The organism is Streptomyces sp. NBC_01497, assembly GCF_036250695.1.
Lineage (GTDB): Bacteria > Actinomycetota > Actinomycetes > Streptomycetales > Streptomycetaceae > Streptomyces.
Window position 1 is genome coordinate 6,845,527 of sequence record NZ_CP109427.1, and the last position, 26,267, is coordinate 6,871,793.

Genomic DNA, 26,267 nt, shown 5'->3' on the forward strand with positions numbered 1-26,267 from the left:
ACCGGAGCACACCGAGATGCTGCGTCTCCCCGGGGCGAACCCCCGGACACCAGGCCACCTGATCTCCGCCGCCGACCTCTCCCGCGACGACGCCGTCCTGATCCTCGACACCGCCGAGGAGATGGCACGGGTCGCGGACCGGCCCATCAAGAAGCTGCCCACCCTGCGGGGACGGACGGTGGTGAACCTCTTCTTCGAGGACTCCACGCGGACGAGGACGTCCTTCGAGGTGGCGGCCAAGCGGCTGTCCGCCGACGTCATCAACTTCTCCGCCAAGGGCTCGTCCGTGTCCAAGGGCGAGTCCCTGAAGGACACGGCCCTCACCCTGGAGGCGATGGGCGCCGACGCCGTCGTCATCCGGCACAGCGCCTCCGGGGCCCCCTACCGGCTCGCCACGTCGGGCTGGATCGACGGCGCCGTCGTCAACGCGGGCGACGGCACCCACGAGCACCCCACCCAGGCCCTGCTGGACGCCTTCACACTGCGCCGCAGGATCGTCGGCGCCGACGCCGGCCTCGGCAGGGACCTCGACGGCGTGCGCGTCACGATCGTCGGCGACGTCCTGCACAGCCGCGTCGCCCGCTCCAACGTCCTGCTGCTGCACACGCTCGGGGCGCACGTCACCCTGGTTGCCCCGCCCACCCTGGTGCCGGTGGGCGTCGGCGCCTGGCCGTGCGAGGTCTCCTACGACCTGGACGAGGCACTGCCCGGGACGGACGCCGTGATGATGCTGCGCGTGCAGCGCGAGCGCATGAACGCGGCGTTCTTCCCCACCGAGCGCGAGTACTCCCGCCGCTACGGCCTGGACGCCGACCGGATGAACCGCATGCCGGACGGCGCCCTCGTGATGCACCCCGGGCCGATGAACCGGGGCATGGAGATCACCGCCGAGGTCGCGGACTCGCCGCGCGCCACCATCGTCGAGCAGGTCGCGAACGGCGTCTCCATCCGCATGGCCGTCCTGTACCTGCTGCTCGGAGGCAACGAACCGGCCGTGGCCCAGCCCCGACCGAGCGCCACCGACACCGTCACGACGTCCACCGGCGTCACCGAGGAGAGCAAGTGAGCAAGAACAAGATCCTTATCCGCGGTGCCCGGGTACTCGGCGGCCGACCGGCGGACGTCCTGATCGAGGGCGAAACGATCAGCCAGGTCGGCACGGACCTCGACGCCGCAGGCGCCACCGTCGTGGAGGGCGAGGGCCAGGTCCTGCTGCCCGGCCTCGTCGACCTCCACACCCACCTGCGCGAGCCGGGCCGCGAGGACTCCGAGACGGTCCTCACCGGCACCAGGGCCGCCGCCAGGGGCGGCTTCACCGCCGTGCACGCCATGGCCAACACCTTCCCCGTCGCCGACACCGCGGGCGTGGTCGAGCAGGTCTGGCGGCTCGGGCAGGCCTCCGGCTACTGCGACGTCCAGCCCATCGGCGCCGTCACCGTCGGCCTGGAGGGCAAGCAGCTGGCCGAACTCGGCGCCATGCACGACTCGGCCGCGCAGGTCCGCGTCTTCTCCGACGACGGCAAGTGCGTCGACGACGCCGTGATCATGCGGCGCGCCCTGGAGTACGTGAAGGCCTTCGACGGCGTCGTCGCCCAGCATGCGCAGGAGCCCCGGCTGACCGAGGGCGCCCAGATGAACGAGGGGGTCGTCTCCTCGGAACTGGGACTCGGCGGCTGGCCCGCCGTCGCCGAGGAGTCGATCATCGCCCGGGACGTGCTGCTGGCCGCGCACGTCGGCTCCCGCGTGCACATCTGCCACCTGTCCACCGCGGGCTCCGTGGAGATCGTGCGCTGGGCGAAGTCCAAGGGCTGGAACGTCACCGCCGAGGTGACCCCGCACCACCTGCTGCTGACCGACGAGCTGGTCCGCTCGTACGACCCGGTCTACAAGGTCAATCCGCCGCTGCGCACCGACGCCGACGTGATGGCGCTGCGCGAGGCGCTGGCCGACGGCACGATCGACTGCGTCGCCACCGACCACGCGCCGCACCCGCACGAGGACAAGGACTGCGAGTGGGCCGCGGCCGCCATGGGCATGGTCGGACTGGAGACGGCCCTGTCCGTGGTGCAGGAGACCATGGTCGACACCGGCCTGATCGACTGGGCGGGCGTCGCCGACCGGATGTCGTTCCGTCCGGCCGCCATCGGCCGGCTCGCCGGTCACGGCCGCCCGCCGGCCGCGGGCGAGCCCGCGAACCTCGTGCTCGTCGACCCGGCATACCGTGGTGCGGTGGACCCCGCGGACTTCGCCTCCCGCAGCCGCAACAGCCCCTACGCGGGCCGCGAGCTGCCGGGGCGTGTCACCCACACCTTCCTGCGGGGCAAGGCCACGGTCACCGACGGGAATCTCGCATGACTTCTGCGCACCTCTCCGCCCTCCTGCCCACCGCCCGGCTCGCCGAGGGCAAGCACTCGGCGCCCGTGACGGACTGGAGCGGCCGCATCGGCTGGCTCGTCGGGCTGGCGATCCTCATCGCGCTCGTGTACTGGCTGATGCGCCAGGGCTGGAAATGGCGCGGCAATCTCCAGTCGGACGTACCGGAACTGCCAGCCGTGCCGGAGCGGCAGGGCACCGTCAAACTGACCATGAGCGGCCGCTACCACGGCTCGACCACCGCGGGGCAGTGGCTCGACCGCATCGTGGCCCACGGCCTCGGCGCCCGCAGCCGCGTCGAGCTGACCCTCACGGACGCGGGCCTCGAAGTCGTACGGCCCGGGGCGAACGACTTCTTCGTACCGGCGGGCCGGCTCCGCGAGGCCCGGCTCGACAAGGGCATCGCGGGCAAGGTGCTCGCGGAGGGCGGCCTGCTGATCGTGACCTGGGAACACGGCGACAGGCTGCTCGACTCCGGCTTCCGCTCCGACCGCTCGGCGCAGCACGCCGCCTGGGTCACCGCCATCAACGCCGCGCGCCCGCCCGAGCGGGCCGCCGCCCCCGGTACCGCCGACGGGACGGCGAGGTCCGTCCCACCGGCGCACGCCACCACCGCACAGACCGCACAGACCGCCACAACGGAAGGCCCCGCACGATGACCCCCTCGTCCACCCGGGGAACCGCCCTCAGCCAGGCGTCCCCCGCCGTACTCGTCCTGGAGGACGGCCGCGTTTTCCGCGGCCGCGCCTACGGGGCAGTGGGGGAGACCTTCGGCGAGGCCGTGTTCTCCACCGGAATGTCCGGCTACCAGGAGACCCTGACCGATCCCTCGTACCACCGTCAGGTCGTCGTCATGACGGCCCCGCACATCGGCAACACCGGTGTGAACGACGAGGACCGCGAGTCGCGCAGGATCTGGGTCTCCGGCTACGTCGTACGCGACCCCGCGCGCGTCCCGTCGAACTGGCGCTCCCGCCGCACCCTCGACGACGAACTCGTGGAGCAGGGAGTCGTGGGCATCAGCGGCGTCGACACCCGCGCCCTCACCCGCCACCTGCGCGAGCGCGGCGCGATGCGCGTCGGCATCTTCTCCGGCGACGCGCTGGCCGGCGAGGACGCACTCCTGGAGCGCGTGCGGCAGGCCCCCGAGATGACCGGCGCGGACCTGTCCGCCGAGGTCACCACCGAGGAGGCCTACGTCGTGCCCGCGATCGGGAGGAAGAAGTTCACCGTCGCGGCGCTCGACCTCGGCATCAAGGGCATGACCCCGCAGCGCATGGCCGAGCGGGGCATCGAGGTGCACGTCCTGCCGGCCGCCGCGAGCCTGGAGCAGGTCTACGCGGTGAACCCGGACGGCGTCTTCCTCGCCAACGGCCCCGGCGACCCGGCCACCGCCGACCTGGGCGTCGTGCGCGGAGTCCTGGAGCGCGGTACCCCGCTGTTCGGGATCTGCTTCGGCAACCAGCTGCTCGGACGGGCGCTCGGCTTCGGCACCTACAAGCTCAAGTACGGGCACCGCGGCATCAACCAGCCCGTGCAGGACCGCACGACCGGCAAGGTCGAGGTGACCGCGCACAACCACGGCTTCGCCGTGGACGCGCCGCTCGACCGGGTCACCGAGACGCCCTATGGGCCGGCCGAGGTCACCCACGTCTGCCTCAACGACGACGTCGTCGAGGGCCTGCGCCTGGTGGACCGGCCGGTCTTCAGTGTCCAGTACCACCCCGAGGCCGCCGCGGGCCCGCACGACGCCGCGTACCTGTTCGACCGCTTCACCAAGCTCATGGAGGACCAGCGTGCCTAAGCGCACCGATATCCAGTCCGTCCTGGTCATCGGATCGGGACCGATCGTCATCGGCCAGGCCGCTGAGTTCGACTACTCCGGCACCCAGGCGTGCCGCGTGCTGCGCGCCGAGGGCCTGCGGGTCATCCTCGTGAACTCGAACCCGGCGACGATCATGACCGACCCGGAGATCGCCGACGCCACGTACGTCGAGCCGATCACCCCCGAGTTCGTCGAGAAGATCATCGCGAAGGAGCGTCCGGACGCGCTGCTCGCGACCCTCGGCGGCCAGACCGCGCTCAACACCGCGATCTCGCTGCACTCGGCCGGCACCCTCGACAAGTACGGCGTCGAGCTGATCGGCGCCAACGTCGAGGCGATCAACAAGGGCGAGGACCGCGACCTCTTCAAGGGCGTCGTCGCGGCCGTGCGCGACAAGATCGGGCACGGCGAGTCCGCCCGGTCCGTGATCTGCCACACGATGGACGACGTCCTCGGCGGAGTCGACGAGCTCGGCGGCTACCCCGTCGTCGTGCGCCCCTCCTTCACGATGGGCGGCGCGGGCTCCGGCTTCGCGCACACCGAGGAGGAACTGCGCCGCATCGCGGGGCAGGGACTGATGCTCTCGCCGACCACCGAGGTGCTCCTGGAGGAGTCCATCCTCGGCTGGAAGGAGTACGAACTGGAGCTGATGCGCGACCGCAACGACAACGTCGTGGTCGTCTGCTCCATCGAGAACTTCGACCCGATGGGCGTGCACACCGGCGACTCGATCACCGTCGCCCCCGCCATGACCCTGACCGACCGGGAGTACCAGACCCTCCGCGACATCAGCATCGCCGTGATCCGCGAGGTCGGCGTCGACACGGGCGGCTGCAACATCCAGTTCGCGGTCAACCCCGAGGACGGCCGGGTCATCGTCATCGAGATGAACCCGCGCGTCTCCCGGTCGTCCGCACTCGCCTCCAAGGCGACGGGCTTCCCGATCGCGAAGATCGCTGCCCGGCTCGCCGTCGGCTACACCCTCGACGAGATCCCCAACGACATCACCGAGAAGACGCCGGCCTCCTTCGAGCCGACGCTCGACTATGTCGTCGTCAAGGTGCCCCGGTTCGCCTTCGAGAAGTTCCCGGCCGCCGACTCCTCCCTCACCACGACCATGAAGTCGGTCGGCGAGGCCATGGCGATCGGCCGCAACTTCACCGAGGCCCTGCAGAAGGCGCTGCGCTCGCTGGAGAAGACCGGCAGCCAGTTCGACTTCACCGGCGGGCCGGCCGCGCACGGCGACAAGGCCGCCCTGCTGCGGACCGCGGCCATCCCCACCGACGGCCGCATCAACACCGTCATGCGGGCCATCTCGGCGGGCGCCACGCAGGAGGAGGTCTTCGACGCGACGCGGATCGACCCGTGGTTCGTGGACCAGCTGTTCCTGATCAAGGAGCTCGCCGACGGGATCGCGCAGGCCCCGGACCTCACCCCGGCCCTGCTCGCCGAGGTCAAGCGGCACGGGTTCTCCGACGCCCAGATCGCCGGCATCCGCGGGCTGCGTGAGGACGTCGTACGCGAGGTCCGGCACGCCCTCGGCGTCCGTCCGGTCTACAAGACGGTCGACACCTGCGCCGCCGAGTTCGCCGCGAAGACGCCGTACTTCTACTCCTCCTACGACGAGGAGAGCGAGGTCGCCCCCCGCGAGAAGCCCGCGGTGATCATCCTCGGGTCCGGGCCCAACCGCATCGGCCAGGGCATCGAGTTCGACTACTCCTGCGTCCACGCGTCGTTCGCCCTGCACGACGCCGGATACGAGACCGTCATGGTCAACTGCAACCCCGAGACCGTCTCCACCGACTACGACACCTCCGACCGGCTCTACTTCGAGCCGCTCACCCTGGAGGACGTCCTGGAGATCGTGCACGCCGAGAGCCAGGCGGGCCCGATCGCGGGCGTCATCGTGCAGCTCGGCGGCCAGACCCCGCTCGGTCTCGCGCAGGCACTCAAGGACAACGGCGTGCCCGTCGTCGGCACCTCGCCCGAGGCCATCCACCTCGCCGAGGACCGCGGCGCCTTCGGCCGCGTCCTCGCGGAGGCCGGACTGCCGGCGCCCAAGCACGGCACCGCCACGTCGTTCCCCGGCGCCAAGGCGATCGCCGACGAGATCGGCTACCCGGTCCTCGTGCGGCCGTCGTACGTGCTCGGCGGGCGCGGCATGGAGATCGTCTACGACGAGACGCGGCTCGCCTCGTACATCGAGGAGTCCACCGAGATCAGCCCCACCCGGCCGGTCCTCGTCGACCGCTTCCTCGACGACGCCATCGAGATCGACGTGGACGCCCTCTACGACGGCACCGAGCTCTACCTCGGCGGCGTGATGGAGCACATCGAGGAAGCCGGCATCCACTCCGGCGACTCCGCCTGCGCCCTGCCGCCGATCACGCTGGGCGGCTACGACATCAAGCGGCTGCGCGCCTCCACCGAGGCCATCGCGCGCGGCGTCGGCGTGCGCGGTCTGATCAACATCCAGTTCGCGCTGGCCGGGGACATCCTCTACGTGCTGGAGGCGAACCCCCGCGCGTCCCGCACGGTGCCGTTCACCTCCAAGGCGACGGCCGTGCCGCTCGCCAAGGCCGCGGCCCGCATCTCGCTCGGCGCGACCGTCGCCGAGCTGCGCGCCGAGGGGCTGCTGCCGCGCGCCGGCGACGGCGGCGACCTGCCGCTGGACGCGCCGATCTCCGTCAAGGAGGCGGTCATGCCGTGGTCGCGCTTCCGCGACATCCACGGCCGGGGCGTCGACACGATCCTCGGCCCGGAGATGCGCTCGACCGGCGAGGTCATGGGCATCGACTCCGTCTTCGGTACGGCGTACGCGAAGTCGCAGGCCGGGGCGTACGGCCCGCTGCCCACCAAGGGGCGTGCCTTCATCTCCGTGGCCAACCGCGACAAGCGCTCGATGATCTTCCCGGCGCGCGAGCTGGTCGCCCACGGTTTCGAGCTGCTGGCCACCTCCGGCACCGCGGAGGTGCTCAAGCGCAACGGCATCAACGCCACCGTGGTGCGAAAGCAGAGCGAGGGCGAGGGCCCGGACGGCGAGCCGACCATCGTCCAGCTGATCCACGCCGGGGACGTCGACCTCATCGTCAACACCCCGTACGGCACCGGCGGCCGGCTCGACGGCTACGACATCCGTACGGCGGCGGTCGCGCGCGCCGTCCCCTGCCTGACGACCGTGCAGGCACTCGCCGCGGCCGTCCAGGGCATCGACGCGCTCAACCACGGCGGCGTCGGCGTCCGCTCCCTCCAGGAGCACGCCGAGCGCCTGATCGCCGCCAGGAAGGACTGAGGCGCCTCATGTACGCCCTCCTCTTCCGGCTCGTCTTTCGGCGCATGGACGCCGAACGGGCCCACCACATGGCGTTCGGGTGGATCAGGCTCGCCGCGCGCGTGCCCGTGCTGCGTACGTACGTGGCGGCCACCCTCGCGCCCCGCCACGAGGAGCTGCGCACCGAGGCCTTCGGGCTGCGGATGCACGGCCCCTTCGGTCTGGCGGCGGGCTTCGACAAGAACGCCGTCGCGATCGACGGCATGGCGATGCTCGGCTTCGACCATGTCGAGATCGGGACCGTCACCGCGCGGCCCCAGCCGGGAAATCCGCGGACGCGGCTGTTCCGGCTGGTGCCCGACCGGGCCCTGATCAACCGCATGGGGTTCAACAACGACGGATCCGTGGCGGTCGCCGGCCGCCTCGGCGCCCGCCGGGAGGTCTTCCGTACGGTCGTCGGTGTCAACATCGGCAAGACGAAGGCCGCGCCCGAGTCCGAGGCCGTCGACGACTACGTCGCCTCGGCCGGGCGGCTCGCGCCGCACGCCGACTACCTGGTCGTCAACGTCAGCTCCCCGAACACGCCGGGGCTGCGCGACCTCCAGGCCGTCGGCCACCTGCGGCCGCTGCTGAGCGCCGTCAGGGAGGCGGCCGACGCCGCCGTGCCCGGGCGGCGGGTGCCGCTGCTGGTGAAGATCGCGCCCGATCTCGCGGACGAGGACGTCGACGCGGTCGCCGACCTCGCCGTCGAACTCGGCCTCGACGGGATCATCGCCACCAACACCACCATCGCGCGCGATGCTCTCGGCCTCGCGTCGCCTGCCACGCTGACCGGCGAGACCGGCGGCCTGTCCGGAGCGCCGCTCAAGGAACGGTCCCTGGAGGTCCTGAGGCGCCTGTACGCACGCGTGGGGGACCGGATCACCCTGGTGGGCGTCGGCGGCGTGGAGAACGCCGAGGACGCCTGGCAGCGGATCCTCGCCGGCGCCACCCTCGTCCAGGGCTACAGCGCCTTCATCTACCAGGGGCCCTTCTGGGCGTGTGCAATCCACAAGGGGCTGGCCGCGCGCCTGTCGGCGAGCCCCCACGCGACACTCGCCGACGCCGTCGGCGCCAATGTCAGGAAGGTGGCCGCGTGAGCCCCGCCGAGGCCTTCGGGGCACGCCTGCGGCGTGCCATGGACACCCGCGGGCCGCTCTGCGTCGGCATCGACCCGCACGCCTCGCTGCTCTCCGCGTGGGGCCTGGACGACGACGTCGCGGGGCTGGAGCGGTTCGCCCGCACGACGGTGGAGGCCCTCGCCGGGCGGGTCGCGGTGCTCAAGCCGCAGTCGGCGTTCTTCGAGCGGTTCGGGTCGAAGGGTGTCGCGGTCCTGGAGCGCACCGTCGCCGACGCGCGCGCGGCGGGCGCGCTGGTCCTGATGGACGCCAAGCGCGGCGACATCGGCTCCACCATGGCCGCCTACGCCGCGACCTACCTGGACCCGGGCTCCCCGCTGTTCTCCGACGCCGTGACGGTCTCCCCGTACCTGGGCTTCGGTTCGCTGCGGCCCGCCCTCGACGCCGCCGCCGCGAGCGGCTGCGGTGTCTTCGTCCTCGCGCTGACGTCGAACCCGGAGGGCGCCGAGGTGCAGCGGGCGACGGCCGCGGGCGGCCGCTCACTGGCCCAGGTGATGCTGGACCACATCGCGGCGGAGAACGCGGGAGCCGAGCCGCTGGGCTCCGTCGGCGCGGTCGTCGGCGCGACCCTCGGCGACGCGGGCGCGGACCTCGCCGTGAACGGGCCGCTGCTCGCCCCCGGGATCGGCGCGCAGGGCGCCACGCCCGCGGACCTCCCGGCGGTCTTCGGAGCCTCGGTGGGCGACGTCGTGCCGAGCGTGAGCCGCGCGATCCTGCGTCACGGACCCGGTGCGGCGGCTCTCGGGGAGGCCGCGGAGCGGTTCTCCGACGAGGTGAGAGCGGCTGTGGGCCACCGGAATGAGAGGTTCAGGTAAAGCCTGGAGTCGAAAAGAGGTGCAAAATGCCGGAAATACACCGGTCGGGCGATGCTGACCAGGGACTTTTCATCTGTTCTCGCTGACTCCGGCGGCCCAGGCCGATAGTCTCCCCACCAGAGCCAACGAGCGGGACATTGCCCGTTGCTCGCCTGGTGTGGGGGCGGAAGTCTCCTCACCGGTCCGTATCCGACAGTTCGACATCCGAGGTGACGTAGGCGTGGCTCTTCCGCCCCTTACCCCTGAACAGCGCAAAGCCGCGCTCGACAAGGCCGCCGCGGCTCGCAAGGAGCGGGCCGAGGTCAAGAATCGACTCAAGCACTCCGGTGCGTCCCTGCATGACGTCATCAAGCAGGGCCAGGAGAACGACGTCATCGGCAAGATGAAGGTCTCCGCACTGCTGGAGTCCCTGCCCGGCGTCGGCAAGGTCCGCGCCAAGCAGATCATGGAGCGTCTCGGCATCTCCGAGAGCCGCCGTGTACGCGGTCTCGGCTCGAACCAGATCGCCTCCCTTGAACGTGAGTTCGGCTCCACCGCGGCCTGACGTTTCCGGGCACGCCCGGGAAGCTGGATAATCGCTGCATGGCAGCAGAGGCACGTCAGCGACTGACCGTGCTCTCCGGACCCTCCGGGGTCGGCAAGAGCACGGTCGTCGCGCATATGCGCAAGGCTCATCCCCGGGTATGGCTCTCGGTGTCGGCCACGACAAGGAAGCCGCGTCCCGGTGAGCGTCACGGCGTCCAGTACTTCTTCGTGACGGACGACGAGTTCGACAAGCTCGTCGCCAACGGGGAACTGCTGGAGTGGGCGGAGTTCGCCGGGCACCGGTACGGAACGCCCCGCACCGCGGTCCTCGACCGGCTCGACGCGGGTGAGCCCGTACTGCTGGAGATCGACCTCCAGGGGGCCCGTCAGGTCAAGACGTCGATGACGGACTCCCGTCTGGTCTTCCTGGCCCCGCCGGACTGGGACGAACTGGTGCGCAGGCTGACCGGGCGGGGCACGGAACCGGCCGATGTGATCGAGCGCCGGCTGGCCGCCGCGAAGGTGGAGCTCGCCGCCGAGTCCGAGTTCGACACCACCCTGGTCAACACCTCCGTCGAGGACGTGGCGCGTGAGCTGCTAGCCTTGATGGAAGTGTCTTGATTCAGGACTTCTCGATCGGCTCGCCCGATCGGTGGCGTCGGCCCGACGGTTCGTCCCGATCCGTCAGGAGCGGCGTTCCACGGCTCCTGAATTCCTGAATCCCTGTTCAATCTTCGGAAGGCCAGAGAGTGTCCTCTTCCATGACCCCGCCCGAGGGCATCATCAACCCGCCGATCGATGAGCTGCTCGAAGCCACGGACTCCAAGTACAGCCTGGTGATCTACGCCGCGAAGCGTGCGCGCCAGATCAACGCGTACTACTCGCAGCTCGGTGAAGGTCTGCTGGAGTACGTGGGTCCGCTCGTGGACACCCACGTGCACGAGAAGCCCCTCTCGATCGCCCTGCGCGAGATCAACGCGGGGCTGCTGACCTCCGAGGCCATCGAGACCCCGGCCCAGTAGCATCGCGGGACGCTCACGCGGGTCGGTCATATGATCGACGCGTTGTCCACAGGCCCGGCAGACGACTGCCGGGCCTGTGGTGTGTCATGGGAGCAGCGGGTACGGGCGGACCGTCCCCCACGGAGCCGGGAGCAGGACCATGGTGGACAGGCCGAAGGTCGTTCTGGGAGTGGCCGGCGGGATCGCCGCGTACAAGGCGTGCGAGCTGCTGCGCAGGCTCACCGAGTCAGGGCACGACGTGACGGTGGTCCCGACGGCGTCGGCGCTGCACTTCGTCGGCGAGGCCACCTGGTCCGCGCTGTCCGGCCGGCCGGTGTCCACGGAGGTCTGGACGGATGTGCACGAGGTGCCGCACGTGCGGATCGGCAAGGCGGCCGACCTCGTCGTCGTCGCACCGGCGACAGCCGACGTCCTGGCCAGGGCGGCGCACGGGCTGGCCGACGACCTGCTCACCAACACCCTGCTGACCGCGCGCTGCCCGGTGGTGTTCGCGCCCGCCATGCACACCGAGATGTGGGAACACCCGGCCACCCAGGAGAACGTGGCCACGCTGCGGCGCCGTGGCGCCGTGGTGGTCGAGCCCGCCGTCGGCCGGCTCACCGGCGTCGACACCGGCAAGGGCAGGCTGCCGGACCCCGGCGAGATCTTCGAGGTCTGCCGGAGGGCGCTGGCGCGCGGCGTCCTGGCGCCCGACCTCACGGGCTGCCATGTGGTGATCAGTGCGGGCGGCACGCGCGAACCCCTCGACCCGGTCCGCTTCCTCGGCAACCGCTCCTCGGGCAAGCAGGGCTTCGCCCTCGCGAGGACGGCCGTGGCGCGCGGCGCGCGGGTGACCCTCATCGAGGCCAACACGGGCATGGCCGACCCCGCGGGTGCGGACGTCGTCCACGTCGGTACGGCCCTGGAGCTGCGGGACGCCGCTGTGAAGGCGGCCTCCGACGCGGACGCGGTGGTCATGGCGGCGGCCGTCGCCGACTTCCGCCCCGCCGACTACGCGCAGGGCAAGATCAAGAAGAAGGACGACGCCGAGCCCGCACCGCTGTCGCTGGTGCGCAACCCGGACATCCTGGCGCAGCTCGCCGCCGAGCGTCCCCTGCCGGGCCAGGTGGTCGTCGGCTTCGCCGCCGAGACGGACGACGTCCTGGCGAACGGCCGGAAGAAGCTGCTGCGCAAGGGGTGCGACCTGCTCGTCGTCAACGAGGTGGGCGCGCACAAGACGTTCGGCGCGGAGGAGAACGAGGCCGTGGTCCTCGCGGCCGACGGCGGCGAGACGCCGGTGCCGTACGGCCCGAAGGAGGCGCTCGCGGACACGGTCTGGGACCTGGTGGTGCCACGGTTGCGCAGGTCATGACAGTTCTGTCCGAATCCTGGGCGGTCATCCCGAGGCGTGGACGGCACGCCGATCGCAGGGGACGGCAAAAAATCCGGCAAAAGTGGTGATAAGCCCTTCCTGGGGCGTTCCGTGTCGGGGTAAGACGGACCACACCGCGCCCACGGAGCGAGATGCCTGGACTCCCGACGTGGGGCGACCGATAAACTGGCGCGAGAGTATGGCCGGGAGCAGCCTCCAGCCGTGCTCCAGCCGTTAATGATCAGCTGATCAGTCAGCAGCCGCTGCAACCCCAGGGAGCGATGTGTCCCGCCGCCTGTTCACCTCGGAGTCCGTGACCGAAGGTCACCCCGACAAGATCGCTGACCAGATCAGCGACACCATCCTCGACGCACTCCTGACCGAGGACCCCTCCTCCCGTGTCGCCGTGGAGACCCTGATCACCACGGGCCTCGTCCACGTCGCCGGCGAGGTGACGACGAAGGCGTACGCGCCGATCGCCCAGCTGGTCCGCAACAAGATCCTGGAGATCGGCTACGACTCCTCGAAGAAGGGCTTCGACGGCGCGTCCTGCGGAGTCTCGGTCTCCATCGGCGCCCAGTCGCCCGACATCGCCCAGGGCGTCGACACGGCGTACGAGAAGCGTGTCGGCGGTGCCGCCGACGGTGAAGAGGTCGACGACCTCGACAAGCAGGGCGCCGGCGACCAGGGCCTCATGTTCGGCTACGCCTGCGACGAGACGCCCGAGCTGATGCCGCTGCCGATCTACCTGGCGCACCGGCTCTCCCGCCGGCTCTCGGAGGTCCGCAAGAACGGGACCATCCCGTACCTGCGCCCCGACGGCAAGACCCAGGTCACCATCGAGTACGACGGCGACAAGGCCGTCCGCCTCGACACGGTCGTCGTCTCCTCGCAGCACGCGTCGGACATCGACCTGGACTCGCTGCTCGCGCCCGACATCCGTGAGTTCGTCGTGGAGCACGTGCTCCAGCAGCTCACCGAGGACGGCATCAAGCTGGACACCGAGGGCTACCGCCTGCTGGTCAACCCGACGGGCCGCTTCGAGATCGGCGGGCCGATGGGTGACGCCGGCCTGACCGGTCGCAAGATCATCATCGACACGTACGGCGGCATGGCCCGCCACGGCGGCGGCGCCTTCTCGGGCAAGGACCCCTCGAAGGTCGACCGCTCCGCCGCGTACGCGATGCGCTGGGTCGCGAAGAACGTCGTCGCGGCCGGCCTCGCCTCGCGCTGCGAGGTCCAGGTCGCGTACGCGATCGGCAAGGCCGAGCCGGTGGGTCTCTTCGTGGAGACGTTCGGCACTGCCACCGTCGACCACGAGAAGATCGAGAAGGCCATCGGCCAGGTCTTCGACCTGCGTCCGGCCGCGATCATCCGCGACCTCGACCTGCTCCGCCCGATCTACGCGAAGACGGCCGCCTACGGCCACTTCGGCCGGGAGCTGCCCGAGTTCACCTGGGAGCGCACGGACCGCGTCGACGCGCTCCGCGAGGCCACGGGCGTCTGACCCGCACCTCCGCGACGCACACCGGGGCCCGGCCCTCCGCCACAGCGGGGGGCCGGGCCCCGTCACGTCGGCGCCCCCCGAACGGGAGCCCACCCGCACCGCCGCGTGGACCGCGCCCGGGCTGCTCGCGCCGACCGGGTGCGGGCGGCCCGGCCGGAACCGGGAGTCGCGGCGGCCCCCTTCCTCGCCCGGGGCCGCCAGGTGCGCCGTGCCGGTGGGCCGGTCCTCCCCCGACCGGGGCCCGACCGGGGACCGAACGCCCCGCGGGTGGGGGCCCGTTCCCCGTCGTGGGCGTATGCGGCGGCCCTCGCGTGGAACACGTTCCGCGGAGGGCGGCTCCGCCACCGTCCGTGTCCCGCGAGCCGTCCGCGACGCAAGGCGGCTCCCACGGGCCCGCTACCCGGCCGGCCCGGTGCGGTATCCGCCCCGGCCCGCCCGCGTTGTCGGACCTGTCTGGTAGGTATGGGGCTGTGAGCAGCGGTGACGAGCACGAGAAGGCGGCGGAGGGGGAGCAGCTCGCGCTGATCCGGGAGACCGTGCGCGAGAGCGACAAGCCGCGCGCCAAGCCACGGACCTGGCGCGGCGCCGCGCTCGCCGAGCGGCTGCCGGTGGCGCGGGTCGTCGTCAACAAGGGCGTGCTCCACCTCGACCAGTTCTTCGACTACGCGGTCCCCGCCGAACTCGATGAGGCGGCGCAGCCCGGCGTGCGGGTGCGCGTCCGGTTCGGCGCGGGCTCCCACTCCGTGCGGGGCGGGCGCCGCGAGGGCGGACGGCTGATCGACGGCTTCGTGGTCGAGCGGCTCGCCACGTCGGACTACTCGGGCCCGCTGGCCGCGCTGGCCGGCGTCGTGTCGACGGAGCGCGTGCTCAGCGAGGAGTTGCTGCGGCTCACCCGTGCCGTCGCCGACCGGTACGCCGGATCACTCGCGGACGTCCTCCAGCTCGCCGTGCCGCCGCGCAGCGCGCGCGCCGAGAGCCGGCCGTCCCCGGAGCCGCCGCCGCCCCCGCCCGCTCCCGTCCCCGGCACCTGGGAGCGGTACGCGACCGGGCCCGCCTTCCTCGACGCGCTCGCGGCCGGCGGCGCCCCCCGCGCCGTGTGGACGGCGCTGCCAGGACCGCACTGGGCGCAGGAGATCGCGCGCGCCGTCGCCGCGACGCTCGCCTCCGGGCGCGGCGCGCTCGTCGTCGTGCCGGACGGCCGGGTCTCCGCCCGCGTCGACGCCGCACTCACCGAACTGCTGGGCGAGGGCAGGCACGCCCTGCTCACCGCCGAGGCGGGCCCCGAGAAGCGGTACCGGGAATGGCTCGCGGTCAGCCGTGGGTCGGTCCGGGCCGTGGTCGGCACGCGCGCCGCCATGTTCGCCCCGGTGCGCGACCTGGGCCTGGTCGTCCTGTGGGACGACGGCGACGGCAGCCACAGCGAGCAGCGGGCGCCCCAGCCGCACGCGCGGGAGGTGCTGCTGCTGCGTGCAGCGCACGACCGCACCGGGTTCCTGCTCGGCGGGACGAGCTGCACGGTCGAGGGCGCGCAGCTCGTCGCCACCGGCTGGGCGTCGCCGCTTGAGGCGTCCCGCGAGCGGGTCCGTGCGGCGGCCCCGCTGGTGCGCACGGTCGGCGACGCCGAGCTGGCCCGTGACGAGGCCGCCCGTGCCGCCCGCCTGCCCAGCCTCGCCTGGGGCACCGTCAGGGACGGCCTCGCGTCGGGCCCCGTACTGGTGCAGGTGCCGCGCCGGGGGTACGTACCGCGGCTGGCCTGCGAGCGCTGCCGGGCACCCGCGCGGTGCGCGCACTGCGCGGGGCCGGTGGAGGCGGCCGGCGCGCACGAGCTGCGGTGCGCCTGGTGCGGACGGGAGGCCCCGCACTGGCACTGCCCCGAGTGCGGCAGCACCCGGCTGCGCGCCCAGATCGTCGGCGCGCGCCGCACGGCGGAGGAACTGGGCCGCGCCTTCCCCGCCGTGCCCGTACGCACGTCGGGACGCGACCACATCCTGGATTCCGTGCCGGGCCGCCCGGCTCTCGTCGTCTGCACGCCGGGTGCCGAGCCTGTCGCGGAGGGCGGGTACGCGGCCGCGCTGCTGCTCGACGGCTGGGCGATGGTCTCCCGCCCTGACCTGCGGGCCGGGGAGGAGGCGTTGCGGCGCTGGCTGCAGGCGGCGTCGCTGGTGCGCGGTCAGGCCGAGGGCGGCCGGGTCGTCGTCGTCGCCGAGCCGACCCTGCGGCCCGTCCAGGCCCTGGTCCGGTGGGATCCGATGGGCCATGCGCGACGCGAGCTGGCGGAGCGCGCCCAGCTCGGCTTCCCGCCGGTGTCCCGGATGGCGTCCGTGACCGGTCCGGGGGAGGCCGTCGCCGGGTTTGTCGCGGGCGCGCGGCTGCCGGCGGATGTCGAGGTGCTCGGGCCCGTACCCGTCCGGAGCGCCCCGCCGGGTGCCCCCCGAAGGGGAGAGGCGCCGCCGGGGGAGAACTGGGAACGGGTCCTGCTGCGGGTGCCGCCCGGCAGCGGTGCGGCGCTCGCGGCGGCCCTGAAGGGGGCCCAGGCGGGCCGGCTGGCCCGGGGCGGTGACGCACCGGCCGTGCGGATCAGGATCGATCCGCCCGACATCGGGTGACCGGGGCCCGTCCGCGGTCGACAACGCCGGGGCCCGGCCCCGGCCGGCGGTGGGGGCGGCGCGCATCGGATCATCGCCGTCGGCGGTCCACGGGCGGCGCGGCCACGCGGTGGACCTCGGCGCCCCGGCCGCTCGTGGGTCCTGGCAGCCCCGGACCGCACGGGGCAGCACCGGGCAGCACCGCACAGCGCCGCGCGCCGACCGATCGCCCCGGCGGGGCGTGTCCGTCTCGCGCGAGCGGGCCCCGGCCGTCGCCGGGCCGCAGGCCGCTGCCCCGTCGGCTCCCGGGCCGCTTCCGGCCGGCGCGGCCCGGGAGCCGACGAACAGGGGGCGGGCTGTCCCGGGGCGGGCGGCCCCTCGCCGGCCGGAGCGGCCCGGCGTGTCAGCTGCCGCGGGGGCTGGGGAACACCGGCGGGCGGGTCTCGTCGTGCAGGTCGTGCAGGTTGTGGACGCCGTGCAGGTCATGCAGGTCGCGCACGCTCTGTGCGTCGTGCTCGTCGTCGGGGCGGTCGGCGTCGCGGGGGTCGCGAACCTCGGCCATCGGCTGCGGCGGCATCGACCGTGCGGCGGGCACGGACGGCAGGGTGCCCGGCGGCGGCAGCGGCCTGCGCGGGGCGGGCGCCGCCGCCTCGGCCGCCGCCTCCACGACCCCCGGTCGGGGCATCGTGCGGCGGGCGCCGTAGCGGCGGTGCACCGCCTGCTTGGTGACACCGAGCGCGGAGCCGACGGCGTCCCACGAGAAGCCCAGCGAGCGGTCGAAGTCCACCGCCGCCGTCACCAGCGTCTCGACGCTGTCTCTCAGCTCCTGCGCGAGTCGGACGGTGGGCGCGGGCGCGCGCCCGTAGACGACGAAGCCCGTGGAGGGGCCCGTCCGCCGCGGCCGGTAGACATTGCCCAACTGGGCGGTGAGGGTGCGCAGGGCGTCCACCTGGCGGCGGACGCGCTCGATGTCCCGCACCAACATGTGCAGACTTGCACGGGCCTGTGCGTCGTGGGTTGCGTGGTCGGCCATGGACGAGCCTCTCGAACCGGCGGGGAAAAGGATCCGGGCCGTACCGGTGCGGCCCGTGTTGGTCAATCTCCCTTGACAACGCGACACCTGGCATGTGGTCACGCTGCGGGGGCGTATGGGCATATGCACGGGGCGCGTGGGACGCCACGCGCCCCGTGGGGCGCCCACGCCCCGACGGGGCGCCCCCGCGTACCGGGGTGCCACGGCCGGTCCGCCCCGCGGAACACGGGCGCCGGCGGCGCCATAAACTGAGAGGCCCCGCAGACCCGTGGTGCGGCCCGCCCGGCGGCACCCGCCACCGTCCCCTTCCGAGAGGCAGCACGCCACCGATGAAGCTCGTCTTCGCCGGCACCCCCGAGGTCGCCGTCCCCGCCCTTGACGCACTCATCGCCTCGGAACGGCACGAGGTCGCCGCCGTGGTCACCCGCCCCGACGCGCCCGCGGGACGGGGCCGTCGGCTCGTCGCGAGCCCCGTCGCCGAGCGCGCCGAGGAGGCGGGGATCGAGATCCTGCGGCCCGCGAAGCCGCGTGACGAGGACTTCCTCGCCCGGCTGCGGGAGATCGCGCCCGACTGCTGCCCCGTCGTCGCCTACGGTGCGCTGCTGCCCCGCGTCGCTCTCGACGTGCCGGCGCAGGGCTGGGTCAACCTGCACTTCTCGCTGCTGCCCGCGTGGCGGGGAGCAGCACCCGTGCAGCACGCGGTGCTGGCCGGTGACGAGGTGACCGGCGCCAGCACCTTCCAGATCGAGGAAGGCCTCGACTCCGGCCCGGTGTACGGCGTGCTGACCGAGACCGTACGGCCCACGGACACCAGCGGGGACCTGCTGACCCGGCTCGCCCTGGCGGGCGCCGGCCTGCTCGTCGCCACGATGGACGGCATCGAGGACGGCACGCTCAAGCCCGTGCCCCAGCCCGCCGACGGCATCACCCTCGCACCCAAGATCAAGGTGGAGGACGCCGAGGTCGACTGGACCGCGCCGGCGCTGCGCGTGGACCGGGTGGTCCGCGGCTGCACCCCGGCACCCGGCGCCTGGACGCGCTTTCGGGGCGAGCGGCTCAAGCTGGTCCACCTCACGCCCGCCCCGGAGCGCGCGGACCTGGCTCCCGGCGTGCTCGCCGCGGGCAAGAACAACGTGTACGTCGGCACCGGTTCGACGGCCGTCGAGCTCCAGTGGGTGCAGCCGCAGGGCAAGAAGCCGATGCGCGCCGCCGACTGGGCCCGCGGCGTGCGGATCACCGCCGGGGAGCGCCTCGGCGCCGCGACGGCCGGCTGAGCCGCCGGGCCCACCGCGTACCGGTGGCTGAACGGCCGGCGCCCGCCGCCCGGCGTACCCTGGGCGGGGCCCGGTCGATGGCCCTGGGCCGTCACCGCAGCGCTGCTCCTGGGCGGAGCGGGGCGGGGAAAAGGCTGGTGGAGCGTGGCCCCGGCGTGCCCCGGCCCTCCGGCTCCCCACGATCCGCGGCCCGCGGCCCATCGTCCACTTACGACCCATCCCGTCCGCGTCACCCCGTACCCCGTCATCCGTCGCACCGTCACCCGTAACCCCGGAGCACCTTTGAACGACCAGGCCCCTCGGGCGCGTCAGCAGCAGACCAGGCAGGGCGCGGGACGCCGGCCGGGCAAGCCCTACCGGCGTCCGAAGAAGGACCCCGCGCGCCTCATCGCCTTCGAGGCGCTGCGCGCCGTCGACGAGCGCGACGCGTACGCGAACCTCGTCCTGCCGCCGCTGCTCGGCAAGGCGCGCGAGCAGCCCGGCTTCGAGTCGCGGGACGCGGCGCTCGCCACCGAACTCGTCTACGGCACGCTGCGCAGGCAGGGCACGTACGACGCGATCATCTCGGCCTGCGTCGACCGGCCGCTGCGCGAGGTCGACCCGCCCGTGCTCGATGTGCTCTCGCTCGGCACGCACCAACTGCTCGGCATGCGCATCCCCGCCCACGCGGCGGTCTCCGCGACCGTGGAACTGGCGCGGGTGGTGCTCGGCGACGGGCGGGCGAAGTTCGTCAACGCCGTCCTGCGCAAGATCGCGGCCGACGAGTTCGACACCTGGGTGGAGCGGGTCGCGCCGCCCTACGAGGAGGACGCCGAGGAGCACCTCGCCGTGGTCCACGCGCATCCGCGCTGGGTGGTATCGGCGCTCTGGGACGCGCTCGGCGGCGGCCGGGCCGGGATCGAGGACCTCCTCGCCGCGGACAACGAGCGGCCCGAGGTGACCCTGGTCGCCCGGCCGGGCCGGTCCACGACCGACGAACTGCTCGCCGCGGCAGGGGTGGACGGCGGACTGCCCGGCCGCTGGTCGCCCTACGCGGTACGGCTCGCCGAGGGCGGCGAGCCGGGCGCGCTCCAGGCGGTGAAGGACGCCAGCGCGGGTGTCCAGGACGAGGGCAGCCAACTCGTCGCCCTCGCTCTCGCCGCCGCCCCGATCGACGGCCCGGACGCGCGCTGGCTGGACGGCTGTGCCGGGCCCGGCGGCAAGGCCGCGCTGCTCGCCGCGCTCGCCGCGCAGCGGGGCGCGTCCCTGCTCGCGGCCGAGAAGCAGCCGCACCGTGCCCGCCTCGTGGAGCGTTCCCTCGCGGGCAACCCCGGACCGACGCAGGTCGTGACGGCGGACGGCACCCGGCCGCCGTGGCGCGAGGGTGCCTTCGACCGGGTCCTCGTGGACGTCCCCTGCTCGGGGCTCGGCGCACTGCGCCGCAGGCCGGAGGCGCGCTGGCGACGGCGGCCCGACGACCTGAACGGTTTCGCGCCGTTGCAGCGGGGGCTGCTGCGCGAGGCGCTGCGATCGGTCCGGGTCGGCGGCGTCGTCGGGTACGCGACCTGCTCGCCCCATCTCGCGGAGACCCGCGTGGTGGTGGAGGACGTCCTGCGGGAGGGCCGTACCAGCGCGGAGTGGATCGACGCGCGGCCGCTGCTGGCGGGCGTGCCCGCCCTCGGCGACGGCCCGGACATCCAGCTCTGGCCGCACCTGCACGGCACCGACGCCATGTATCTGGCGCTGCTGCGGCGTACCTCCTGAGGGAGCGCGCACGGTCGGCGGCCCCGGGTCCGCGGGGGCGGGTGGACACCGTACGCGTGTCCTTGGTCCGTACCGAAGGGTGGACCGGGGCCGGTGCGGGTGCCGGTCCATGGGAGGCTTGTCACATGGCCCAGATCAACCCCAGCATCCTGTCCGCCGACTTCTCCCGGCTCGCCGAGGAGGCGAAGGCCGTCGAAGGCGCCGACTGGCTCCATGTCGACGTGATGGACAACCACTTCGTGCCCAACCTGACCCTGGGTGTCCCGGTGGTCGAGGCGCTCGGCAAGGCCACAGGAACCCCTCTCGACTGCCACCTGATGATCGAGGAACCGGACCGCTGGGCCCCGCAGTACGTGGAGGCGGGCGCCGGATCGGTGACGTTCCACGCCGAGGCCGTCGCGGCACCCGTACGCCTCGCGCGCGAGATCCGCGCCAAGGGGGCGCGCGCTTCGATGGCGCTGAAGCCGGCGACGCCGATCGAGCCGTACGAGGATCTGCTGCCCGAGCTCGACATGCTGCTGATCATGACGGTGGAACCGGGTTTCGGCGGACAGTCGTTCCTCGACATCATGCTGCCGAAGATCCGCAGGACGCGGCAGCTGATCGCCAAGCACGGCCTCGAACTCTGGTTGCAGGTGGACGGCGGCGTCTCCGCCGACACCATCGAGCGGTGCGCGGAGGCCGGAGCCGACGTCTTCGTCGCCGGTTCCGCGGTGTACGGCGCCGACGATCCGGCGGCCGCGGTCCGTATGCTGCGCCACCAGGCCGACGAGGCGACCGCCAGGGCCCCCTGGTCCTGCGGCCACTGAGTTCGCGGCGGCGGGACGCCGCGGCGGCGCGAGGCGCGGTGAGGGAGCGGGCCGCAGGTCCGTTTCGTCGGACCGGGCGGGTCCGGTGTCCCGGCCACCGGCCTGCGGAGCGTCCGTACGGGTGCGGAGCGTGACCGTCGGCGGCCCCCGGGCGCGGGCGGCGTGCGGGGGCACGGCCGGTGAACCACGGTTAAGTGAACGGGGCCCTTCGGGGCTGATCAAGGGCCGTCGCATCTGACAGGATGACGGCGAGTCCGCAGGGTGCGCAGAGTGAAGGAGAACGCGGTGCCTGGAATTTCGGCGGGGCGGCCGGCCCTGCGCATGGGACCCGCGGAACTGGTGCAGGCGGCTGCCATGGCACGCCGCTTCTACCTGGAGGGAAAGTCGAAGATCCAGATCGCCGAGGAGTTCGGCGTGAGCCGCTTCAAGGTGGCCCGGGTCCTGGAGACGGCCCTGGAACGCGACCTGGTACGCATCGAGATCCGCGTCCCGGCCGAGCTGGACGCGGAGCGTTCCGACGCCCTGCGGGCCCGCTACGGCCTGCGGCACGCGGTGGTCGTCGAGTCGCCCGCCGACGGAGCCGACGAGTCCCCCGACCCGGAGAACCTCGGCGAGGTGGCCGCCGACCTGCTGGGTGAGCTGGTCACGGAGGGCGACGTCCTCGGACTCGCCTGGGGCCGGTCGACGATCCACATGGCGGCCGCGCTCGACCGCCTGCCGCCGTGCACCGTCGTCCAGCTGACCGGCGTCTACGACGCGGGCACCGCGGAACGCGGCTCCGTGGAGGCGGTACGCCGGGCGGCGCAGGTGTCGGGCGGGGAAGCGCACCCCATCTACGCCCCGATGCTGCTGCCCGACCCGGCGACGGCGACCGCGCTGCGCAGGCAGCCCGGTATCGCGCGCGCCTTCGACTACTTCGACAAGGTGACCGTCGCCGCCGTCTCCATCGGCTCCTGGGAGGCGGGCATCTCGACGGTGCACGACATGCTCACCGAGGAGGAGCGCTCGCACTACGCGTCGTTGGGCGTCGCCGCCGAGATGTCGGCGCACCTCTTCGACGGCCAGGGCCGCAGGGTGGGCCGCGACCTCGGTGAGCGCTGCATCACCGTCGAGGCCGACCGGCTGCGCCGTATCCCCGAGGTCGTCGCCATCGCGGGCGGTGCGCGCAAGTCCGAGGCGATCGGCGCGGTGCTCCGCTCGGGGCTCGTCACCAGCCTGGTCACGGACACCGTCGCTGCGGACTTCCTGCTGAAGGACTTCGCCCCGGCCCCCCGGCCTGCCCTGGAGCGGGCGGACCCCGACGCCTGACCCGGTCCCACGGCGGGCCGGACCCGGTGGGTCCACGGGCCCGGGACGGCGCGGGGCCCGGCGGGCTCCGCGGCCGGCCGACGCCGTGGTCCACACCCGGTGCCCGGCGGGCCCGTAACGGCCACACCCGGCGGCACTCGGCCGCCGCGCCGACCGCTTCGCACTCGGGCCGCCGCGCGTGCCGCCCCCGTCGGGCCGCTGCGCCCGGCCACCGCATCCGGCCACCGCGCCGAACACTCCGCCGGGCCACAGCGCGGTCCGGGCCGGTGGCCGTCGGGCGGGAGCCGGCTCCCGCCGTTTGGAGCTTCCTCCGAGGGCGCCCCCCGCGGGCTGGACGTTTCTGCCCGGTCGGCCCGAGGCAGTACATGGGAGAATCAAGTACGTGCGTCTGCCGCCGGGCCCAACGACCGGCGGCCTGCTCCGAGCGACTGGGATGTTCCGTACGTGCGTTTTCTCAATGACCTTCAGCCCTCGTACGACCTGACCTACGACGACGTCTTCATGGTGCCGAGCAGGTCGGCCGTCGGATCCCGGCAGGGCGTGGACCTCTCCTCACCCGACGGCACCGGGACGACGATCCCGCTGGTCGTGGCGAACATGACCGCCATCGCGGGCCGCCGCATGGCGGAGACGGTCGCCCGTCGGGGCGGCCTCGTCGTCATCCCGCAGGACATCCCGCTCGATGTCGTCGCGGACGTCACGTCCTGGGTGAAGGCCCGTGACCTGGTCTTCGACACGCCGATCACCCTCACGCCGACGCAGACCGTCGACGAGGCCCTCTCCCTGCTGCCGAAGCGCGCGCACGGCGCGGGCATCGTCGTGGACGACAAGCAGCGGCCCGTCGGCCTCGTCACCGAGCACGACCTGTCCGGCGTCGACCGCTTCACCCAGCTCTCGGTGGTGATGTCCAGGGAGCTGCTGGTGATCTCCGCGGACACGGACCCCCGTGAGGCGTTCAACATCCTGGACGGCGCGCACCGCAAGCTCGCGCCCGCCGTCGACGCGGAGGGGCGCCTGGTGGGCATCCTGACCCGCAAGGGCGCCCTGCGCGCGACGCTCTACACCCCGGCGTCCGACGCGGCCGGCCGGCTCAGGATCGCCGCCGCCGTCGGGGTCAACGGCGATGTCGAGGGCAAGGCGGCGCAGCTGCTGGAGGCCGGGGTCGACACCCTGGTCGTCGACACCGCGCACGGCCACCAGGAGTCGATGCTCACCGCCGTCCGGGCCATCCGCGGCCTCGCGCCGCGCGTGCCCGTCGTCGCGGGCAACGTCGTCGCCGCCGCCGGTGTGCGCGACCTGATCGAGGCGGGCGCCGACATCGTCAAGGTCGGCGTCGGCCCCGGCGCCATGTGCACCACGCGGATGATGACCGGTGTCGGCAGGCCGCAGTTCTCCGCCGTCCTCGAATGCGCCGCCGAGGCGGCGAAGTACGGCAAGCACGTGTGGGCCGACGGCGGGGTGCGGCATCCCAGGGACGTGGCCATGGCGCTCGCCGCCGGCGCGTCCAACGTGATGATCGGGTCCTGGTTCGCCGGGACCTACGAGTCGCCCGGCGACCTGCAGCAGTCCGCCGACGGGCGGCTGTACAAGGAGTCGTTCGGCATGGCGTCCGCCCGCGCCGTACGCAACCGTACGAGCGAGGAGTCGGCCTACGACCGGGCCCGCAAGGCGCTGTTCGAGGAAGGCATCTCCACGTCGCGGATGTTCCTCGACCCGTCGAGGCCGGGTGTCGAGGACCTGATCGACTCGATCATCGCCGGGGTGCGCTCGTCCTGCACGTACGCGGGCGCGGCGTCCCTGGAGGAGTTCACGCAGAAGGCGATCGTCGGAATCCAGAGCGCCGCCGGGTACGCCGAGGGCAAGCCGCTGTCGTCCAGCTGGAGCTGATCCGGCCCCGCCCCCCGCCGACGATCCGCGACCGGTGGTGCGCCGGGACGCCCGATGAGGGCGTCCGGCGCACCGGCATATGCGTCCTCGGCGATTTCCCGGATTCGCACGCATGGCCTCGGCGGCACGGGGTACACGCCACCCACTGAACCATGGATCCAAGGGGAGGCGAACGTGTCGACGGCCAGCGCGGTCCCGTTCGAACGCACGGAATACGCAACCGGAGAAGCCGGAGCGGAGTACCTCAGACTTTCCGACAAGTACGGGCCATCTGCCTCCCGTCACGCCCCGTACGCACTGCCGCACGTCGAGTCACCGGCCGGTATGGCGCCCAAGGACGCGCGGGAGATCTCGCGGCTGTTCTTCACCAGGCTGGCCGAGCTGGAGGAGGGCACCGCGGAGTTCCAGTACGCGCGCAACACCCTCATCGAGCTCAACCTGGCGCTGGTGCGCTACGCGGCCGGCCGCTTCCGCAACAGGTCCGACCAGATGGAGGACATCGTCCAGGTCGGCACCATCGGGCTCATCAAGGCGATCGACCGGTTCGAGTTGAGCCGTGAGGTGGAGTTCGCGACCTTCGCCGTGCCGTACATCGTCGGTGAGATCAAGCGCTTCTTCCGGGACACCAGCTGGGCCGTGCACGTGCCGCGCCGCCTGCAGGAGCTGCGCATCGACCTGGCGAAGGCCGGCGACGAGCTGGCGCAGCGGCTGGACCGGGCGCCGACCACCTCCGAACTCGCCGCCCACCTGCGCATCGACGAGGAAGAAGTCATCGAGGGGATCGTCGCCGGCAACGGCTACACGGCGGGCTCCATCGACATGCCGGCCGACGACTCGGCGGAGACGGTCACGCCGCTCGCCGACCGGCTCGGTGAACTGGACGCGGGCCTTGAGACCGCGGAGAACGTCCAGGCGCTGAAGCCGCTGATCGAGTCGCTGGACGAGCGCGAGCGGCAGCTGCTGCGCATGCGTTTCGGCGACGAGATGACGCAGTCGGAGATCGGCGAGGTCCTCGGCGTCTCCCAGATGCACGTCTCCCGGCTGCTGGCCAGGGTCACCAGCCGGCTCCGCAAGGGTCTGCTGACCGACTGCTGACCGACTGCCGGCCGTGCCGACCGATCGGCGACGGGGGCCGTCGGCCCGCTCCCCGAGGTGGCCGGCGGGACCGCCCTGTGACCGCGCCACGGCGACCGCCCCGGCCCCACGGCCGGGGCGGTCGCCGTGGCGCGCGTGTTCTACTGCACCGGTGCGACTGAACGACCTGGACGAACGCATCCTGCACGCCCTCGCCGAGGACGCCCGCCGCTCCTACGCGGACATCGGCGCCCTCGTCGGCCTCTCCGCGCCCGCCGTCAAGCGCCGTGTAGACCGGCTGCGCGCCGAGGGCGCCATCACGGGTTTCACCGTACGGGTCGATCCCGCGGCCCTCGGCTGGCGCACCGAGGGCTTCATCGAGATCTACTGCGGGCGCAACACGTCGCCCGAGGTCATCCACCGCGGCCTCGAACGCTTCCCGGAGGTCGCGTCGGCGTCCACCGTCACCGGCGAGGCCGACGCGGTGGTCCAGGTGTTCGCCGCCGACATGCGCCACTTCGAGGAGGTCCTCGAACGCATCGCGAGCGAGGCGTACGTGGAACGCACCAAGTCCGTCCTCGTCCTGTCCCCGCTGCTGCGCAGGTACGCGGCGGGCGCTCCGCAGTGGCCCGGATCACGTTCCTGACCGTCCCCGTCGTGCCCGGCGCCCCGGCGCAACGATTCGCC

At 72.9% G+C, this 26,267-nt stretch carries 21 protein-coding genes; 20 read left to right on the top strand and 1 reads right to left on the bottom strand.

Annotated features, from left to right (window positions below; translation table 11 throughout):
* Positions 1-16 precede the first annotated feature (16 nt).
* From OG310_RS28995 to OG310_RS29055, 13 genes are all read left to right on the top strand, one after another.
* Positions 17-1,066, top strand: a complete 1,050-nt coding sequence (locus OG310_RS28995) for an aspartate carbamoyltransferase catalytic subunit (protein ID WP_329458793.1) — start codon at positions 17-19, stop codon at positions 1,064-1,066.
* Positions 1,063-2,355, top strand: a complete 1,293-nt coding sequence (locus tag OG310_RS29000; RefSeq protein ID WP_329458794.1) for a dihydroorotase — start codon at positions 1,063-1,065, stop codon at positions 2,353-2,355. Before OG310_RS28995 ends, OG310_RS29000 begins: the two co-directional genes overlap by 4 nt.
* Positions 2,352-3,032 (top strand): PH-like domain-containing protein, encoded by a 681-nt coding sequence (locus OG310_RS29005; RefSeq protein ID WP_329458795.1) that lies wholly within the window; start codon positions 2,352-2,354, stop codon positions 3,030-3,032. Before OG310_RS29000 ends, OG310_RS29005 begins: the two co-directional genes overlap by 4 nt.
* Entirely contained in the window at positions 3,029-4,177 is a 1,149-nt protein-coding gene (gene carA / locus OG310_RS29010; protein ID WP_329458796.1) for a glutamine-hydrolyzing carbamoyl-phosphate synthase small subunit, read from the top strand. Before OG310_RS29005 ends, carA begins: the two co-directional genes overlap by 4 nt.
* Positions 4,170-7,490, top strand: a complete 3,321-nt coding sequence (gene carB / locus OG310_RS29015; protein ID WP_329458797.1) for a carbamoyl-phosphate synthase large subunit — start codon at positions 4,170-4,172, stop codon at positions 7,488-7,490. Before carA ends, carB begins: the two co-directional genes overlap by 8 nt.
* Before the next feature lie 8 nt (positions 7,491-7,498).
* A complete protein-coding gene (locus OG310_RS29020; RefSeq protein WP_329458798.1) occupies positions 7,499-8,608 on the top strand; it encodes a quinone-dependent dihydroorotate dehydrogenase in 1,110 nt (369 codons plus the stop codon).
* On the top strand, positions 8,605-9,462 hold the full coding sequence (pyrF, locus tag OG310_RS29025) for an orotidine-5'-phosphate decarboxylase (RefSeq protein WP_329458799.1): 858 nt from the start codon (positions 8,605-8,607) through the stop codon (positions 9,460-9,462). Before OG310_RS29020 ends, pyrF begins: the two co-directional genes overlap by 4 nt.
* A 220-nt stretch (positions 9,463-9,682) precedes the next feature.
* Positions 9,683-10,006: an integration host factor gene (locus tag OG310_RS29030; protein WP_329458800.1), complete on the top strand. Its 324-nt coding sequence runs from the start codon at positions 9,683-9,685 to the stop codon at positions 10,004-10,006.
* A gap of 38 nt (positions 10,007-10,044) precedes the next feature.
* On the top strand, positions 10,045-10,608 hold the full coding sequence (gmk, locus tag OG310_RS29035) for a guanylate kinase (RefSeq protein ID WP_329458801.1): 564 nt from the start codon (positions 10,045-10,047) through the stop codon (positions 10,606-10,608).
* A 128-nt stretch (positions 10,609-10,736) separates the two neighbouring features.
* Positions 10,737-11,009 carry a DNA-directed RNA polymerase subunit omega gene (gene rpoZ, locus OG310_RS29040; RefSeq protein WP_225015046.1) on the top strand — a complete coding sequence of 91 codons (273 nt, stop codon included), beginning with the start codon at positions 10,737-10,739 and terminating at the stop codon, positions 11,007-11,009.
* Between the two features lie 142 nt (positions 11,010-11,151).
* On the top strand, positions 11,152-12,360 hold the full coding sequence (gene coaBC, locus OG310_RS29045) for a bifunctional phosphopantothenoylcysteine decarboxylase/phosphopantothenate--cysteine ligase CoaBC (protein WP_329460449.1): 1,209 nt from the start codon (positions 11,152-11,154) through the stop codon (positions 12,358-12,360).
* A gap of 283 nt (positions 12,361-12,643) precedes the next feature.
* On the top strand, positions 12,644-13,867 hold the full coding sequence (metK, locus tag OG310_RS29050) for a methionine adenosyltransferase (protein WP_329458802.1): 1,224 nt from the start codon (positions 12,644-12,646) through the stop codon (positions 13,865-13,867).
* A gap of 470 nt (positions 13,868-14,337) precedes the next feature.
* The gene (locus tag OG310_RS29055) at positions 14,338-16,473 is read left to right on the top strand and encodes a primosomal protein N' (protein WP_329458803.1); all 2,136 of its coding nucleotides are present in this window, start codon (positions 14,338-14,340) and stop codon (positions 16,471-16,473) included.
* A gap of 382 nt (positions 16,474-16,855) precedes the next feature.
* Here the strand turns inward: OG310_RS29055 and OG310_RS29060 are convergent, their stop codons facing one another.
* A complete protein-coding gene (locus OG310_RS29060; protein ID WP_329458804.1) occupies positions 16,856-17,485 on the bottom strand; it encodes a hypothetical protein in 630 nt (209 codons plus the stop codon).
* A gap of 329 nt (positions 17,486-17,814) precedes the next feature.
* Here OG310_RS29060 and fmt point away from each other — a divergent pair, with 329 nt between their 5' ends.
* From fmt to OG310_RS29095, 7 genes are all read left to right on the top strand, one after another.
* Complete coding sequence (fmt, locus tag OG310_RS29065; protein ID WP_329458805.1) at positions 17,815-18,759, top strand: methionyl-tRNA formyltransferase; 945 nt, start codon at positions 17,815-17,817, stop codon at positions 18,757-18,759.
* Positions 18,760-19,041: 282 nt separating this feature from the next.
* Positions 19,042-20,502 carry an RsmB/NOP family class I SAM-dependent RNA methyltransferase gene (locus OG310_RS29070; RefSeq protein ID WP_329458806.1) on the top strand — a complete coding sequence of 487 codons (1,461 nt, stop codon included), beginning with the start codon at positions 19,042-19,044 and terminating at the stop codon, positions 20,500-20,502.
* 125 nt (positions 20,503-20,627) lie between these two features.
* On the top strand, positions 20,628-21,311 hold the full coding sequence (gene rpe / locus OG310_RS29075; RefSeq protein WP_329458807.1) for a ribulose-phosphate 3-epimerase: 684 nt from the start codon (positions 20,628-20,630) through the stop codon (positions 21,309-21,311).
* 321 nt (positions 21,312-21,632) lie between these two features.
* Entirely contained in the window at positions 21,633-22,619 is a 987-nt protein-coding gene (locus OG310_RS29080; RefSeq protein WP_443078905.1) for a sugar-binding transcriptional regulator, read from the top strand.
* 444 nt (positions 22,620-23,063) lie between these two features.
* Entirely contained in the window at positions 23,064-24,506 is a 1,443-nt protein-coding gene (locus OG310_RS29085; protein WP_329458809.1) for a GuaB1 family IMP dehydrogenase-related protein, read from the top strand.
* A gap of 174 nt (positions 24,507-24,680) precedes the next feature.
* Positions 24,681-25,601 (top strand): RNA polymerase sigma factor SigF, encoded by a 921-nt coding sequence (locus OG310_RS29090; RefSeq protein WP_443078750.1) that lies wholly within the window; start codon positions 24,681-24,683, stop codon positions 25,599-25,601.
* 151 nt (positions 25,602-25,752) lie between these two features.
* Entirely contained in the window at positions 25,753-26,226 is a 474-nt protein-coding gene (locus tag OG310_RS29095) for an Lrp/AsnC family transcriptional regulator (RefSeq protein WP_329458810.1), read from the top strand.
* Positions 26,227-26,267: the final 41 nt, after the last annotated feature.

What these genes read in the sequence shown, in the direction of transcription:
- OG310_RS28995 (WP_329458793.1), top strand. Translation starts at nt 17, where the DNA reads ATGCTGCGTCTCCCCGGGGCGAACCCCCGGACACCAGGCCACCTGATC.
- OG310_RS29005 (WP_329458795.1), top strand. Translation starts at nt 2,352, where the DNA reads ATGACTTCTGCGCACCTCTCCGCCCTCCTGCCCACCGCCCGGCTCGCC.
- carA (WP_329458796.1), top strand. Translation starts at nt 3,029, where the DNA reads ATGACCCCCTCGTCCACCCGGGGAACCGCCCTCAGCCAGGCGTCCCCC.
- OG310_RS29020 (WP_329458798.1), top strand. Translation starts at nt 7,499, where the DNA reads ATGTACGCCCTCCTCTTCCGGCTCGTCTTTCGGCGCATGGACGCCGAA.
- gmk (WP_329458801.1), top strand. Translation starts at nt 10,045, where the DNA reads ATGGCAGCAGAGGCACGTCAGCGACTGACCGTGCTCTCCGGACCCTCC.
- OG310_RS29060 (WP_329458804.1), bottom strand. Translation starts at nt 17,485, where the DNA reads ATGGCCGACCACGCAACCCACGACGCACAGGCCCGTGCAAGTCTGCAC.
- fmt (WP_329458805.1), top strand. Translation starts at nt 17,815, where the DNA reads ATGAAGCTCGTCTTCGCCGGCACCCCCGAGGTCGCCGTCCCCGCCCTT.
- rpe (WP_329458807.1), top strand. Translation starts at nt 20,628, where the DNA reads ATGGCCCAGATCAACCCCAGCATCCTGTCCGCCGACTTCTCCCGGCTC.
- OG310_RS29080 (WP_443078905.1), top strand. Translation starts at nt 21,633, where the DNA reads ATGGGACCCGCGGAACTGGTGCAGGCGGCTGCCATGGCACGCCGCTTC.